Genomic DNA, 15,319 nt, shown 5'->3' with positions numbered 1-15,319 from the left:
GGGGCCGGGCCCGCCTGCTGGCCTTGCTGCACTGCGCTCCTCACATACGTTCGAAGGAGCGGTAGCGCTCCCAGTCCGTCACGGCGGTGTCGTAGGCCCGCTGCTCCACACGGGCCATGTTGAGGTAGTGGTCCACCACCTCGGTACCGAAGGCGTCGCGCGCCAGTGAGCTGTCCTCCCACAGTCCGGCGGCCTCGCGCAGGGTGGCGGGCACATGCGCCGCGTCGCTCTTGTAGGCGTTGCCGGTGCACGCCTCGGGGGGCTCCAGTTGGTGGTCGATGCCGTGGAGCCCGGCGGCGATCATCCCGGCCACGGCGAGGTAGGGGTTGACATCGCCCCCGGGCACCCGGTTCTCCAGCCGGTGGCCATGGCCGTGGCCCACGACACGCAGGGCGCAGGTGCGGTTGTCCGGGCCCCAGGCGACGGCGGTGGGGGCGAAGGAGCCGGGCCGGAAGCGCTTGTAGGAGTTGATGTTCGGCGCGTACAGAAGGGTGAACTCACGCAGCGCGGCCAGCTGTCCGGCCAGGAAGTGCCGCATCAGCGGCGACATCCCGTACTCCCCCGCCTCGTCGGCGAGCACGGCGGCGCCGGAGTCGTCGCGCAGGGAGAGGTGGATGTGGCAGGAGTTGCCCTCGCGCTCGTCGTACTTCGCCATGAAGGTGAGGGCCTGGCCCTCCTGTGCCGCGATCTCCTTGGCGCCGGTCTTGTAGAGGGCGTGCTGGTCGCAGGTGGTGAGCGCGTCGGCGTAGCGGAAGGCGATCTCGTGCTGGCCGAGGTTGCACTCGCCCTTCGCGGACTCGACGGTCATCCCGGCGGCGGCCATCTCGTTGCGGATGCGGCGCAGCAGCGGCTCGACGCGGCCGGTGCCGAGGATGGAGTAGTCCACGTTGTACTGGTTGGCGGGGGTCAGTCCGCGATAGCCCCCGTCCCACGCCTGTTCGTAGGTGTCCTGGAAGACCATGAACTCCAGCTCGGTGCCCACGCAGGCGCCCCAGCCGCGCTCGGCGAGCCGGGCGAGCTGGCGCTGGAGGATCTGCCGGGGCGAGGCGGCGACCGGACTGCCGTCGTGCCAGGCCAGGTCGGCGGTGAGCAGCGCGGTGCCGGGGTTCCAGGGGACACGGCGGAGGGTGGCGGTGTCCCCGTGCATGGCGAAGTCGCCGTAGCCGCGCTCCCATGAGGACATCTGGTAGCCCTCGACGGTGTTGAGATCGACATCGACCGCCAGGAGGTAGTTGCACCCCTCGCTGCCGCCGTCGAGTACATCGGAGAGGAAGTAGGGCGCGGCGAACCGCTTTCCCTGGAGGCGCCCTTGCATGTCGGTGAAGGCCAGGACGACGGTGTCGATCTCACCGCCCTCGACGAGTCCGCGCAGTTCCTCGACGTCGAGCGGTGGTGTGCGGTCTGCCACGAGTGGCCTCCTGTCGGTCCGCCGGAAGCCATAAGGTAGTCGTGAAGACCATTGAAACGGAAGAGGTTCCATGCGGGAGGACGACAGGCTGGCGACGGTGTTGCGGACGGTACGGGCGGGCAACGGCTTCGAGGAGGCGCTGGAGCAGATACTCCAGATCGTGCGCCTCGGACTCGTCCCGGCGGGCGAGCGGCTGCCGGCCGAGCGGGAGCTGGCCGAGCGCCTCGGCATCAGCCGGGTCGCCCTCCGCGAAGTGCTCAGGGCACTGGCCGAGCAGGGCATCGTGGAGAGCCGGCGCGGACGGTACGGCGGCACGTTCGTCCTGCCCCACGGGGCGGCGGGCGGCCCGGCGCGGGGAGCGGCCCCCGGGCCGCTGCGCGGACCGGCGGCGGACCCGGAGCTGTCGGACACGCTCCGCTTCCGCGAGGTCCTGGAGACGGGCGCGGCCGAACTGTGCGCGGCGCGCGGCCTGTCGGTGGCCGAGGAGGTACGGCTGGGGGAGGCGCTGGGCGCCACCAGCGAGGCCGCGCTGGAGGACTACCGCAGGCACGACACCCTCTTCCACCTCACCCTCGTGGAGCTGGCGGGCTCCCCCTCCCTGACGGCCCAGTACGCGGCCGTCCGCGCCACCCTCAACGACCTGCTGAACCGGATCCCGCTGCTCGTCAGGAACCTGGAGCACGCACAGCGGCAGCACACAGCGCTGGTGGCGGCCGTACTGGACGGCGACGGCGAGAGCGCGCGGGCGGTCGCACGCGAGCACTGCGCGGGCACGGCCTCACTGCTGCGCGGCTTCCTGTCCTGAGCCCTCCTCCTTCCGCGGCCGGATCCCTGTCGCGGCCGGATCCCGCCGGGGACCAGTTCCCTCCCGCTGCCGGGCGCGGGCCCGCTCCGGTGCCGGTACGGGGCGTGCGGCAACACCTCGTTCCCGCACAGGGGTTGCGCCGCACCGGCCCTCCGCACAAAGGTATGCCAGCACACCAATGGCTGAACGGCGGGAGTGTGGCGCATGACCGAAGAGACCGACTCGCCCACGGCAACCGGCGGCCCTGCCGACACCGCGCCCGCCGGCCCGGACGCGGCATATCTGGAGCGCCGGGAGCTGCGGCGCGGCAGCGCGGGCCCGCTGCTGCTGTGCGGCCTGGGTGTGGCCTACGTCGTCTCCGGCGACTACTCGGGCTGGAACGCGGGCCTGGCCGAGGGGGGCTTCGGCGGGCTGGCGATCGCCGCCGTCCTCATGGGTCTCATGTACACCTGCATGGTCTTCGCGCTCGCCGAGCTGTCCGCCATCTTGCCCACGGCGGGCGGGGGTTACGGCTTCGCGCGCCGCGCGCTCGGCCCGTGGGGCGGCTTCCTCACCGGCACCGCGATCCTGATCGAGTACGTGCTCGCCCCGGCCGCGATCGTCTGCTTCATCGGCGACTACGTCGAATCGCTGGGCCTGTTCGGCCTGGAGTCGGCCTGGCCGGTCTACCTCGTCTGCTTCGTGCTGTTCATCGGCGTCCACCTGTGGGGCGTCGGTGAGGCGCTGCGCTTCTCGCTCGTGGTGACCGCCATCGCCGTCGCCGCGCTGCTGGTCTTCGTCCTCGGCGCGTTCACCGAGTTCAGCACCGCGAACCTCGACGACATCCCCGCCGACCCCGGCGCCTTCGGCTCCGGCTCCTGGCTGCCGTTCGGCGTGCTGGGAATCTGGGCGGCCTTTCCCTTCGGCATGTGGTTCTTCCTCGGCGTCGAAGGGGTGCCGCTGGCCGCCGAGGAGACCCGCGACCCGGCACGCACGCTGCCCAGGGCCATGGCCTGGTCCATGGGCATCCTGCTGCTCCTGGCCCTGCTCACCTTCCTGGCCGCCACCGGGGCGCGCGGCTCCGCCGTGCTCCAGGACGTGGGCAACCCGCTGGTCGAGGCGCTCCAGCCGGACGGCAAGGCGACCGCGCTCTCCCGCGTCGTCAACTACGCGGGCCTGGCCGGGCTCGTCGCCTCCTTCTTCTCCCTGATCTTCGCGGGCTCACGGCAGCTGTTCGCGCTCTCACGCGCCGGATACCTGCCCCGCTTCCTGTCCCTCACCAGCCGCCGCAAGGCCCCCTATCTGGGTCTGCTGCTGCCCGGGGCGCTCGGTTTCGCGCTGGCGGCCGGCAGCGGGGACGGTGCCACGATGCTGAACGTCGCGGTGTTCGGCGCGACCATCTCCTACGCGCTGATGTCGCTCTCCCACATCGTGCTGCGCCGGCGCGAGCCGCGCCTGCACCGGCCGTACCGCACCCCGGGCGGAGTGCTCACCTCGTCGGTCGCCTTCGTCCTCGCCCTGGCCGCGCTGGTGGCGACGTTCCTGGTGGACGAGCAGGCGGCGCTGATCGCGCTCCTCGTCTACGGGGTGGCCGTGGCCTACTTCGCCCTCTACTCCCACCGGCATCTCGTCGCCGCCGCCCCCGAGGAGGAGTTCGCCGCGCTGGCCGAGGCCGAGGCGGAACTGAAACAGCGGAACTGAACACCGGCAGCGAATACGCGGCAACGGAGCCGGGGCTGCGGCAGTCTGGGGCCCGCACCCCGCACAGCGCGCTGGGCACAGCGCATGGCACAGCCGGAGGACATGTGACGCCTACATCCCCGCCCGCACCCCCTCCCCCGCTCATCGGCATCAGCACCTACCTGGAGCCGAGCGCCCACTGGGGCGACTGGCACCTGCCCGCCGCGCTGCTCCCCGCCCGCTACCACCGGCTGGTCCAGCGCGCGGGCGCGCGGGCCGTCCTGCTGCCGCCGGACGACGACCCGGCGGCGGCAGCCGACACCGTCGCCCGCCTGGACGCCCTCGTCACGGCCGGCGGCCCCGACGTGGACCCCGCCTGCTACGGGGCGCCCAGGGCACCGGAGTCGGGCCCGGCCCACCCCGAGCGCGACGCCTGGGAGCTGGCCCTCACCCGCGAGGCCCTGGCCCAGGGCGTGCCGCTGCTGGGCATCTGCCGGGGGATGCAGGTCCTCAACGTCGCCCGCGGCGGCACTCTCGTCCAGCACCTGCCCCGCACGCACGCCCACCGGGGCGCGCCCGGCATCTTCACCACCCACCCGGTCGAGCCGGTACCCGGCACCCTGCTCGCCTCGGTGCTGCCCGGCCCGGCGGATGTCCCGACCTACCACCACCAGGCCGTTGACCGCCTCGGCGAGGGCCTGGTCGCGGGCGCGTACGCGGCGGTGGACGGCACGGTCGAGGCGCTGGAACTCCCGGGCGCCGCCGCCTTCGTGCTCGCCGTCCAGTGGCACCCCGAGGCGGGCGAGGACCTCCGCCTGATGCGCGCCCTGGCCACCGAGGCGTCGGGGCGCATCCGGGCGCGGGGTGAAGCGGAGGCGTGAATCCCGGCCCTCACCGGCCGCGGGTGAGGGAGAGCAGCCGGCGGGCCGGGCCGGCCGGGCGGGCTCCCCGGGGCCATACGGCGCGCAGTTCGCGGGTCAGTGCGGTGTCCGCCACCGGCACGGCGACCAGCCGCCGGGCGGACAGCTCCTCCCCCACGGCGAGTTCGCTGAGCACGGCGGGGCCCGCGCCGCTGATGGCGGCGGCCTTGACGGCCGTCGTGGAGGCGAGTTCGAGCAACGGGGGCGCGAGGCCGCCGTGTCCGGCGAGGGCCGAGTCCAGGACCTGCCGGGTGCCGGAGCCGGGTTCGCGCAGCACCAGCCGGGTGTGCGCGAGTTCGGCCGGGTCCAGTGGAGCGCGGCGGCGGCTCCACGGGTGGCGGGGGGCCACCACGACCAGCAGCCGGTCGTGGGCGACGACCGTGCCGTCCAGCCCCGCCGGGACCCCGAGTCCTTCCACGAAGCCCAGGTCGGCCTCGCCGCCGAGGAGCATGCGTGTCACGGCGGCGCTGTTTCCCGCGCGCAGGGAGACCGCCGTATCGGGGCGCTCGGAGCGCAGTGCGATGAGCCAGCCGGGCAGGAGGTACTCGGCGATCGTCATGCTGGCGGCGACGCCGAGCCGCGTGTCCCGGCGATCGCGCAGGGCGCCGACTCCGGCGTCGAAGGCTTCGGCGGACTCGACGATGCGCCGGGCCCAGTCGGTGACCAGCGCTCCCGCCTGGGTGAGGCGGGAGCCGTGCGGCGAGCGCTCCAACACGGTGACGCCGAGCATCCGTTCCATGGAGCGGATGCGCTCGCTGGCGGCGGGCTGGCTGACGCCGGTCTCCCGCGCCGCGCGGCCCAGGCTGCCGAGCCGGGCCACGGCCAACAGCAGCTCCAGCGCGCCCAGTTCCGGGACCCGGTGTGCCAGCCCCGGCCGGTACGGCCCGCCCGGCGGGGGCTGAGCGCCAGGCCGGGGCTGCCTGCTGGGCGGTGACTGCGGACTCGGCGCGCGCCGCCCGCCTGGCCTCTCCCGTCCGGCGCGCGGGTGTCGGCCGCCCGGCTCGTGTGGCCCGTCCGGCCCGTGCCGTCCATCCGGACCGTGCTGTTCCTCGGCTCCCATAAGGCCACCTTATGTCCCTCATAGGGGGATGCTCCCTGGCGGTAGCGCCCGGGCAGCGCGAGCGTGGGGCACATGACCGTTTCCGCCCCCGCCACTTCCGGCGGCCCGCCCGCACCAGATGCTTCGGAGGGGGAGACGTCCGCCTCGTCCTCCCACCCCGGGGCCCGGACTCCGGCCCCGGCCGCCCCCACTTCCCCCACCCCGGCCGCTCCCCTCCCGGCCGCCGCCACCCCGGCAGACCCGCCCCCGGCGGAGCCGTCCGCCGCACCGCCTCCCCGGCCGCCCTCGCGCCTGCGCGCGCTCGGCCCCAACTGGTACGCCTCCGTCATGGGCACGGCGATCGTCGCGGGCGCCGGGAAGGCCCTCCCCGTTCATCTCCCGCGCCCGCTGCTGGTGTCGGTGTGGGTGCTGGCCGCCGTGATGCTGGCGGCGCTGATGGTGGCGCGCGCCGGGCACTGGGCGCGCCACAGCGACCAGGCCCGCCGGCACCTGCACGACCCGGCGGTCGCACCGTTCTACGGCTGCCTGTCCATGGCGCTGCTCTCCGTCGGCAGCGGGGCGCTGGCCCTGTCGGTGCCAGGCGCCGTCGGGCTGGATACGACACTGTGGACGGCGGGCACGGCCGTGGGGCTGCTGGCTACCGTGGGCGTGCCCTATCTGATGTCCACCCGGCACAAGGTCGAGCCCGGCGGCGCCGGTCCGGTGTGGCTGCTGCCGGTGGTGGCACCGATGGTCGCGGCGGCGCTGGGCCCGCCGCTGGCCATGCACCTGCCGGCCGGGCAGGCGAGGGTGACGATGCTGATGGGTTGCTACGCGCTCTTCGGCATGAGCTTGCTGTCCACACTGCTGATCCTGCCCCTGGTCTTCTCCCGGCTGATGCACCACGGGGAGCTGCCGCTGCCGATGACGCCCACGCTCTTCCTGGTGCTCGGCCCGCTGGGGCAGTCCACGACGGCGCTGGGCAACCTCGCCGACTCCTCCCCCGCCACGTTCGGCACGGTCTCGGTGCTGTACGGGGTGCCGGTGATGGGGTTCGCGCTGATGTGGCTGGCGCTGTCGGCCGCCATGGTGGTGCGCGCGGCGAGGCGGGGCATGGGGTTCGCGATGACCTGGTGGGCCTTCACCTTCCCCGTCGGCACCTGTGTGACGGGGGCCGCCGCGCTGCACCGGCACACGGGCCTGCCCGCCTTCGGCTGGCTGGCCGTCGGCCTCTACGCGCTCCTCGTGGTGGCCTGGGTGACCGCCGCCATCCGCACGGCGGGCGGCCTGTTCACCGGATCGCTGCTCGCAGTGCCGCGCCGATGACCGCCGGCGCCTCGCTCAACGAGGGCCCGTACCAGGTGAGATGACGTCCGCTGACGAGCGCGGCCGGGGTCGCGGGGAACGCCTCGGGGCCGTCCTCGGCGGTGAACCGGTACGGCTCGTCGGGCAGGACGACCACATCGGCATGGCCCGGTGCGGCCAGCCGCGGCAGCGGCACCTTCGGATAGCGCTCGGCGTCGGCCGCGTACACGTTGCGCACGCCCAGGTGGGCGAGGAGCGAGCCCGCGAAGGTGTCGCGGCCCAGGACCATCCAGGGCCTGCGCCAGACGGGCACCACGGCCCGCACGTCGAACTCGGCACGCGCCTGACGCCAGGCCGCCTCCGCCGCGTCGAGCCAGTCCGGACGCGGCAGCCCGCACCCCTCGGTGAGCACCCGGTGCAGTTCGGCGAACCCCTGTGCCAGGGTGCGGATTTCGGTGACGAGCACCCGGAGCCCCGCCGCGCGCAGTGCTGCCAGATCCTGCGGGCGGTTCTCCTCCTCGTTCGCCAGCACGAGGCCGGGGGCCAGTGCGGCGATCGCCGCGATGTCCGGGTTCTTGGTGCCCCGCACCCTGGCGGCGCCGAGCCCCGGCGGGTGTGTGCACCAGTCGGTGACGCCCACCAGCAGCTCCGGCGCGGTGGCGGCGACCGCCTCGGTGAGCGAGGGCACGAGGGAGACCACGGTGCGAGGCGGCATGTCCCGCACCCTACGCCGCCCCTGACTCCCCGTCACATCGCCGTGGCGTTCCCGCGGCCCGGTCCGGGCAGCGCTCGGAAACGCGACGGCCGCCCCGCACTCCGTACGGATGCGGGGCGGCCCGGTGTCATCGCGGCGTCCGCCCTCTCAGGCGGCGGACCTGCTCACTTGACGGGAGCCAGCTTGTCCACGATGCCAGGGCGGGAGTCCATCCACTTGCGCGTGGACTCCTTCTCCTTGCCCTTGCCGCCCTTCTGGATCGCGGCTTCGAGGGAGCCGAGGTCCTTCTCGGACAACGTGAAGTTCTTCATCCAGCCGTACAGCTCGGGGAAGTCCTTCTCGAAGTCCTTCTTGGCGGTCACGTGGATGTCATCGCCCTTGCCCCAGGCGCCCTTCGGGTCCTTGAGCTTCTTCATGGGGTACTTGCTGTACACCCAGTGCGGCGACCACGTGGTGGCCACGACCGGCTTCTTCTGCTTCACGGAGCGGTCGACCTCGGAGAGCATCGAGGAGGTGCTGGAGGAGACGACCTTGTACTCCTTGTCCAGCCCGTACTCCTTGAGGACCTTCTTGAGCACCTTCATCTCGCCCGCGCTGGACTCGATACCGGTGATCTTGCCGCCGAACTCCTTGCTCTTGCCCTTGAGGTCGGAGAGCGAGTCGATGCCCTTGACGTACTTGGGCACGGACAGCTCCAGCGAGGTGGGGCCGTACCACTCGCCGACATCCGTGAGCTTGGACTTGTACTTGCGCCAGTACTGCTCATGGGTGGTCGGCAGCCACGAGTCCGTCTGGACGTCCATCTGGCCCTGGGACATGGCCGTGTAGAGCGGGCCCGGGTCGAGCTGCTTCACGTTCGGCTTGTAGCCCCGGTCCTCCAGGACGTTCTCCCACAGGTAGGTGGTCGCGATGGCCTCGTCCCAGGGGAAGTAGCCCATGTTGACGGGCTTCCCGGCGTCCTTGCCCTTCTTCTGCTTACCGCCGGGCACCGGCGCCATCTTGTCCACGAAGCCCGGGTGCTCCTTGAGCCAGTCCTTGACGGCTTTCTGCTCCTGGCCCTTGCCCCCGCTCTGGATCTTGTCCTCCAGGGAGGTGAGCTGCTTCTCCGACATCTTGAAGTTCTTCAGCCAGGAGGCCACGGTCGGCTCGTCCTTGGCGAAGCCCTTCCGGGCCACGTTCTGCAGCTGCTCGCCCTTGCCGAAGGAGCCCTTGGGGTCCTTGAGCTTGGTCAGGTCGTACGCGTTGTACGCCCAGTGCGGCGACCAGAGCGTGACGGCGACCGGCTCCTTCTTCTGGATGGAGCGCTTCAGTTCGGCGAGCATCGAGGACGTGCTGGAGGAGACGACCTTGTACTCGCCCTCCAAGCCGTAGTCCTTGAGGACCTTCTCCTTGAGGATCTTCATCTCACCGGCGCTGGACTCGATGCCGATGATCTTGCCGTGGAACTTCTTGCCCTGGCCCTTGAGGTCCGCGAGGGACTTGACGCCCTTGACGTACGAGGGAACGGTCAGCTCCAGCGAGGTCGGCCCGTACCAGGCACCGAGCTTCTCCATCTTGGAGCCGTACTTGTCCCAGTACTGGGCGTGCGTGGTGGGCAGCCAGGCGTCGGTCTGGAAGTCCGTCTTGCCCTGGGCGAGGGAGGTGTAGAGCGGGCCGGCGTCCAGCTGGGTGAGGTTCGGCTTGTAGCCGCGCTGCTCCAGCACCTCCTTCCACAGGTAGGAGGTGGCGATGCCCTCGTCCCAGGGGATGTAGCCCATGTTGAGCTGCTTGCCCTTGCCGACGTCGGCGGAGCCGCCGGCCTCGCTGTCGGAGCTGGTGCCCGCGATGTTCATGCCGCCCGCGACCAGCGCGAGGATGACGACACCGCACAGCGCGACGGCCGTGCCCGGCTTGTAGCGGGTGAAGCGCAGCCCGCCCAGCGCGGCGGACGCCTTGGCGGCGGCGCGGCGGCCCAGCGGAGACACACGTGCGTTGAGCGCACCGGTCATCCGGTCCAGGTACATCGCCAGGATGACGACGGCCACGCCGGACTCCACACCGAGTCCGACCTGGACCTGGGTGACGGCCGCGTAGACGCGCTCGCCCAGGCCCGGGGCACCGGCCATACCGGCGATGACGACCATGGACAGCGCCAGCATGATGACCTGGTTGATACCGGCCATGATCGTCGGCAGCGCCAGCGGAAGCTGCACCCGGGTGAGGGTGTGCTTGGGGCTGGTGCCGAAAGCCTCGGCGGCCTCGACCAGCTCGCCATCGACCTGCCGGATGCCCAGCTCGGTCATCCGGACGCCGGGAGGCATCGAGAAGATGATCGTCGCCAGCAGACCGGGGGTCGTGCCGACGGAGAAGAACATCACGCCCGGGATCAGGTAGACGAAGGCGGGCATCGTCTGCATGACATCGAGCACGGGGCGCAGCGTGGTGCTGACGGCCTTGTTGCGGGCCGCCCAGATACCGGCGGGCACCGCGATCGCGATGGTGATGACGGCCGCGGCGAGGACGAGCGAAAGCGTCGACATCGCCTCGCCCCACAGGCCGAAGGAATCGACCAGTGCGAAGCCGACGAAGGCGACGACTCCGGCGAGCAGTCCGCGCAGCCAGAACGCGATGACGGCGAAGATCGCCGCGAGCAGCAGCGGCTCACCGCCCGAGAGGACCGCGTTGATCCCGTCGTACAGCCCGGTCAGGACCGTGTTGATGAAGTCGAAGAGCCAGCCGAGGTGGGTTTGCAGCCAGTCGACGGCGGTCTCGACCCAGTCACCGGGGTGGAACTCAGGCACGTGCGGTCACCCCAGCGTCCTTGGAGGTGTCCCCGGTGTCGGTCCCGGCGGCGCCGGGCTCGGAGGCACCGGAACTTCCCGGTCCCTCCGGATTTCCTGGGCTTCCTGGGCTCTCAACGTGGGGCTCTTCGGCCAGCGCGGCGAGCAGCCGCTCACGGTCGATGACACCGACCGGGGTGCCGTCGTCATCGGTGACGATCATCGCGTCCTCGCTGGTGGAGAACGGGGTGAACAGCTCGGCGATCGGGGTTTCCGCGGTGACGGTGGAGGCGTCGTCCTGCACGGCGGAGTCGTCGGTCTTGGCGTCCTCCATGATCGAACCGGCGGTCAGCACCCGCGAGCGGTCCACGTCCTGGATGAAGGAGGCGACGTAGTCGGTGGCCGGGCGGACGAGAATGTCCTCCGCGGTGCCGATCTGAACAATGCGGCCGTCCCGCATGACGGCTATTCGGTCGCCGAGGCGCATGGCCTCGTTCAGGTCGTGGGTGATGAAGACGATGGTCTTCTTCAGGGTCTTCTGCAGTTCCAGGAGCTGGTCCTGCATGTCCCGGCGGATCAGCGGGTCGAGTGCGCTGAAGGACTCGTCCATGAGGAGCAGGTCGGCGTCGGTCGCCAGCGCGCGGGCCAGGCCGACACGCTGCTGCATGCCGCCGGACAGCTCGTCGGGCCAGGACTTCTCCCAGCCCTTGAGGCCCGCCAGCTCCAGCGCCTCGGTGGCGCGCCGCTCGCGCTCCTCACGCGGGACGCCCTGCACCTCAAGGCCGTAGCCGGCGTTCTCCAGGACGCTGCGGTGGGGGAAGAGCGCGAAGTGCTGGAAGACCATGCTGATCTTCTTGGCGCGGACCTCCCGCAGCTCGCGCGGACGGAGCGCGGTCAGATCGTCACCGTCGTACAGCACGCGGCCTGCCGTGGGTTCGAGCAGCCCGTTGAGCATGCGCAGCAGCGTGGACTTGCCGGAGCCGGAGAGGCCCATGACCACGAATATGTGGCCCTCCTCGACCTCGAACGAGGCGTCGATCACGGCCGCGGTCGTGCCTTGGGCACGCAGTTCCTCGCGGTCGGTACCGGCTTCCAGCCGGGCTACGGCCTGGTCTGATCTCCTCCCGAACACCTTGTACAGGTGTTCAGCTCTCAGCCTGGACACATTCACCTCTTGGATCGACAACAGTTACCCGGCATCCCCGCACGCTGTAGATGGAGCGGTGTAAATCGCTGCAAACGGCGCATACCAGAAAAGTGCACCCTACACCAAGGCTCTGCCAGGTTGCTCCTGCTCACAGGCGGGGATCTCAAACCGGCAGTGACGCGCTTCATACCGGCGATTCAGGGCGCGCAGGTCACCGCCGGAGCGAGCAGCCGCTGTCGGTCCGGTACGGCATCATCAGCCCGTGACCATTACCACAGCGAACACCGCACACAGCCGTCTGATGCTGCTGGACACCGCCTCGCTCTATTTCCGCGCCTACTTCGGCGTCCCCGACTCGGTCCGCGCCCCCGACGGCACCCCCGTCAACGCCGTGCGCGGACTGCTCGATTTCATCGCCAGGCTGGTCCAGGACCACCGCCCCGACGCGCTGGCAGCCTGCATGGACTTCGACTGGCGCCCCCGGTGGCGCGTCGAGCTGATCCCCTCCTACAAGGCGCACCGCGTCGCCGAGGAGGTCTCCGGCGGCCCGGACACCGAAGAGACCCCCGACACCCTCAGCCCGCAGGTCCCGGTGATCGACGAGGTACTGGACGCGCTCGGCCTGGCCCGGCTGGGCGCCGAGGGGTACGAGGCCGACGACGTCATCGGCACCCTCGCCGAACGCGCCGGCGGACCCGTGGACATCGTCACCGGCGACCGCGACCTCTTCCAGCTGGTCGACGACGCGCGCGCGGTGCGGGTGCTCTACCCGGTGAAGGGCGTCGGCAGCCTGGCCGTGTACGACGGCGCGGCGCTGCGGGAGAAGTACGGCGTGGACGGCTCGGGCTACGCCGACCTCGCCCTGATGCGCGGCGACCCCAGCGACGGGCTGCCCGGCGTGCGCGGCATCGGCGAGAAGACGGCGGCCAAGCTGCTGGCCGAGTACGGCGACCTCGCCGGAATCCTGGCCGCCGTCGAGCAGCCCGCCTCGAAGCTGACAGCGGCCCAGCGCACCAAGTTCCGCGAGGCCGCCGACTACCTCAAGGCCGCACCCCGGGTGGTGCGGGTCGCCCGCGAGGTGGAGCTGCCCGACACCGACCTCACGCTGCCGCGCACCCCGCGCGATCCGCAGGCGCTGGAGGCCCTCTCCGAGCGCTGGGGACTGGGCAGTTCACTGCGGCGGCTGCTCTCGGCGCTGGACAGCTGATCTGTTAGCTTAGGTAAACCTAAGTTCTCAGATCCGCAGCCGTGACACAGCCGTGTTCCAGGAGGCCCCCGTGGCAGACCGCCCGGCCCGCAAGCAGCCCCAGATCCACCACGCGCGAGTCGTCCGCACTGAGCGGCTCACACCGCACATGGTCCGCGTCGTCCTCGGCGGCGAGTCCCTGACGGGCTTCCCGGCCGGCGAGTACACCGACCACTACGTCAAGCTCCTCTTCCCCCGCCCCGACGTGGACTACGGGGAGCCGTTCGACATGGCGCGCATCCGCGCCGACCTGCCCCGCGACCAGTGGCCCGCCATGCGTACGTACACCGTGCGCGAGTGGGACCCGGCAGTCCTGGAGCTGTCCATCGACTTCGTCGTCCACGGCGACGAGGGGCTCGCCGGCCCCTGGGCGCTGGCCGCGGCACCCGGCGACGAGGTGCGCTTCCTCGGCCCCGGCGGCGCCTACGCGCCCAGCACCGAGGCCGACTGGCACCTCCTCGCCGGCGACGAGAGCGCACTGCCCGCCATCGCGGCGGCGCTCGCCCGCATCCCCGAGGGCGCGCCCGTACGCGCGTTCATCGAGGTCGCGGGCCCGGAGGAGGAGCTGGAACTGCCCCCGGTGCCCGGCGCCGAGATCGTATGGCTGCACCGGGGCGCCTCCCGCGTGGGCGAACACCTCACCGAGGCCGTCCGCGATCTCGACTTCCCCACCGGCCAGGTGCACGCCTTCGTCCACGGCGAGGCCGGCTTCGTCAAGGAACTGCGCCGCCATCTGCGCCTGGAGCGCGGCATCGCCCGCGAGCAGCTCTCCATCTCCGGCTACTGGCGCCTGGGTGCCGATGAGGACGGCTGGCAGGCGTCCAAGAAGGAGTGGAACGAGCAGGTCGAGGCAGAGCAGGAGCGCCCCCAGCAGGTGGCCTGAGCCCGGTGGCCCGGCACCGGTGACCAGACACCGGCGCTCCGGCACCGTTGCCTGACACCGCTCACTCACCCGGCCGACCGGCCGCCGCACGCCGGCCGGGCCGATCTGGCCGGACCCGGCCGGGCCCGGCCCGGCCGGGGCTGATCACCAGCGGCCGGGCGGCCTCAGCGCTCCCATGCCCTCACCGCTCCAGCGCGCCCCCGGGGCAGCGTCGTGCCGTCACCGGGTTGCACCGCACCGTCCGCTCCCGGTCCCCCGGTAGCTCGGCCACGTAGTCCGACCCGTACCGCGCGGCGAGCCCCGGTACGGGGAAGTCGGTGCTCACCATCTGCGCCCCCGAGGCCAGCGCGTCGCGCAGCATCCCCGTATCTCCGCTCGACGCCTGCTCCAGCGGCACATCGGAGCGTGTGCGGACGAAGTACCCCCGGCCCACCAGGTCGCGGATCGCCGCCTTGTTCGCGCCGGTCGGGTCGTTGACCTTCATGAAGGCCGCATCCGCCCGCCCCGGCTCGGAGTCGGTGAACAGGACCCGCCCCTGGAGGCTCTCGCGTCCCCCCGCGCGGTAGGCGTCCTGGATGTCCCGCGCGTCGTTGTCCATGAAGAACATGACCTGCCCCCTGGTGTCCCGCACCCTGGGCCAGCCCCGCTTGAGCACGGACTGCTCCAGCGTCTCGCCCCGGTGCCGGATGTCATCGGCGGTCACGGTCTCCTGGTCGGGGAAGACGGAGCGGATCTCCGCATCGAGCGCGTCGAGCATCGCGGTGTCCCACGGCGGGCTCTTGGCGCCGCCCAGCTCCTCCAGGCGCGGATCGGTCCGCTTCAGCTCCAGCAGGACCGGTACGGCCACATGGCCGGGACGGCTGTCGGACCACTCCTTGACCTCACGCAGGCAGCCGCGCAGCGTCACACAGGTGGAGCGGTAGTCGAAGTCCGCCCAGTGCAGCACCTTGAAGCCGGGCTTCTTCCAGTCCGGATCGGTCAGCGGGGGCAGCCCGGCCTGCCTGCGGATCAACGGGTCCGCGTAGAGCCCGCCCTCGGGGTCGGGGAAGACATCCAGCTCGATGCCCCGCGCCCGCTGCCGCTCGAACTGGACCGGCAGCGAGGAGTGGCTGTAGAGCAGCGTCTGCCAGTTCGGGTCGTGCTGCGACATGAGCTTCTGCTCGGGGAGGACGGCCTCGCGGTGGTAGCTGTTGTGCGTGGCCATGGCCTGGATCTGGGTCAGCTTCAGGTCTCCGGCCGGGTCCGCGCGGTGGCTCTGGCGAGGGCTCTCGCCGCCGGGCCGGGCCTGGGCCGCGGACGAGAGCGCCGTGACCGCGGCGATCGCGGTCACGGCGCAGGCCCAGCGGCGGAGGAGGGATCTGGTTCTCGTACGCACTTCAGCCCCCTGATCGGTCGGGACGCGCGGGATCGCGCATGTCACACGAGAGGGTGCC

12 protein-coding genes are annotated in these 15,319 nt (G+C 71.7%); 6 read left to right on the top strand and 6 right to left on the bottom strand.

Annotated features, from left to right (window positions below):
• Nucleotides 1–40 precede the first annotated feature (40 nt).
• Nucleotides 41–1,408, bottom strand: a complete 1,368-nt coding sequence (locus ABD339_RS01005; RefSeq protein ID WP_344561118.1) for a glutamine synthetase family protein — start codon at nucleotides 1,406–1,408, stop codon at nucleotides 41–43.
• A gap of 70 nt (nucleotides 1,409–1,478) precedes the next feature.
• On the opposite strand from ABD339_RS01005, the gene ABD339_RS01000 reads away from it, so the two are divergent.
• From ABD339_RS01000 to ABD339_RS00990, 3 genes are all read left to right on the top strand, one after another.
• Entirely contained in the window at nucleotides 1,479–2,213 is a 735-nt protein-coding gene (locus tag ABD339_RS01000) for a FadR/GntR family transcriptional regulator (RefSeq protein ID WP_344561117.1), read from the top strand.
• 204 nt (nucleotides 2,214–2,417) lie between these two features.
• Nucleotides 2,418–3,893 carry an ethanolamine permease gene (eat, locus tag ABD339_RS00995; protein WP_344561116.1) on the top strand — a complete coding sequence of 492 codons (1,476 nt, stop codon included), beginning with the start codon at nucleotides 2,418–2,420 and terminating at the stop codon, nucleotides 3,891–3,893.
• 104 nt (nucleotides 3,894–3,997) lie between these two features.
• Nucleotides 3,998–4,753 (top strand): gamma-glutamyl-gamma-aminobutyrate hydrolase family protein, encoded by a 756-nt coding sequence (locus ABD339_RS00990; protein WP_344561115.1) that lies wholly within the window; start codon nucleotides 3,998–4,000, stop codon nucleotides 4,751–4,753.
• A gap of 10 nt (nucleotides 4,754–4,763) precedes the next feature.
• Here the strand turns inward: ABD339_RS00990 and ABD339_RS00985 are convergent, their stop codons facing one another.
• The gene (locus ABD339_RS00985; RefSeq protein ID WP_344561113.1) at nucleotides 4,764–5,852 is read right to left on the bottom strand and encodes a LysR family transcriptional regulator; all 1,089 of its coding nucleotides are present in this window, start codon (nucleotides 5,850–5,852) and stop codon (nucleotides 4,764–4,766) included.
• Between the two features lie 72 nt (nucleotides 5,853–5,924).
• Between ABD339_RS00985 and ABD339_RS00980 the strand changes: the two genes are divergently transcribed.
• Nucleotides 5,925–7,157, top strand: a complete 1,233-nt coding sequence (locus tag ABD339_RS00980) for a TDT family transporter (RefSeq protein WP_344561111.1) — start codon at nucleotides 5,925–5,927, stop codon at nucleotides 7,155–7,157.
• Here ABD339_RS00980 and ABD339_RS00975 read toward each other — a convergent pair.
• The 3 genes from ABD339_RS00975 to ABD339_RS00965 all read right to left on the bottom strand — a co-directional run bounded on the left by ABD339_RS00975 (nucleotide 7,123) and on the right by ABD339_RS00965 (nucleotide 11,775).
• Nucleotides 7,123–7,851, bottom strand: coding sequence for a helical backbone metal receptor (locus ABD339_RS00975; protein WP_344561109.1), 729 nt, complete (start codon nucleotides 7,849–7,851; stop codon nucleotides 7,123–7,125). The two genes, ABD339_RS00980 and ABD339_RS00975, sit on opposite strands and share 35 nt — an antisense overlap.
• 164 nt (nucleotides 7,852–8,015) lie before the next feature.
• Nucleotides 8,016–10,631, bottom strand: a complete 2,616-nt coding sequence (locus ABD339_RS00970) for an ABC transporter permease/substrate binding protein (protein ID WP_344561107.1) — start codon at nucleotides 10,629–10,631, stop codon at nucleotides 8,016–8,018.
• Nucleotides 10,624–11,775, bottom strand: a complete 1,152-nt coding sequence (locus ABD339_RS00965) for a quaternary amine ABC transporter ATP-binding protein (protein WP_344561105.1) — start codon at nucleotides 11,773–11,775, stop codon at nucleotides 10,624–10,626. The genes ABD339_RS00970 and ABD339_RS00965 overlap by 8 nt, the downstream gene beginning before the upstream one ends.
• A 283-nt stretch (nucleotides 11,776–12,058) precedes the next feature.
• On the opposite strand from ABD339_RS00965, the gene ABD339_RS00960 reads away from it, so the two are divergent.
• Complete coding sequence (locus ABD339_RS00960) at nucleotides 12,059–12,964, top strand: 5'-3' exonuclease (RefSeq protein ID WP_344561582.1); 906 nt, start codon at nucleotides 12,059–12,061, stop codon at nucleotides 12,962–12,964.
• A 70-nt stretch (nucleotides 12,965–13,034) separates the two neighbouring features.
• Nucleotides 13,035–13,886 carry a siderophore-interacting protein gene (locus ABD339_RS00955; RefSeq protein WP_344561103.1) on the top strand — a complete coding sequence of 284 codons (852 nt, stop codon included), beginning with the start codon at nucleotides 13,035–13,037 and terminating at the stop codon, nucleotides 13,884–13,886.
• 181 nt (nucleotides 13,887–14,067) lie between these two features.
• Here the strand turns inward: ABD339_RS00955 and ABD339_RS00950 are convergent, their stop codons facing one another.
• Nucleotides 14,068–15,216, bottom strand: a complete 1,149-nt coding sequence (locus ABD339_RS00950) for a phosphatidylinositol-specific phospholipase C1-like protein (RefSeq protein ID WP_344561101.1) — start codon at nucleotides 15,214–15,216, stop codon at nucleotides 14,068–14,070.
• Nucleotides 15,217–15,319: the final 103 nt, after the last annotated feature.

The organism is Streptomyces axinellae, assembly GCF_039532135.1.
Classification (GTDB): domain Bacteria; phylum Actinomycetota; class Actinomycetes; order Streptomycetales; family Streptomycetaceae; genus Streptomyces; species Streptomyces axinellae.
The sequence above is the reverse complement of the archived record's forward strand: the minus strand, read 5'-3'. Positions and strand labels throughout refer to the sequence as shown.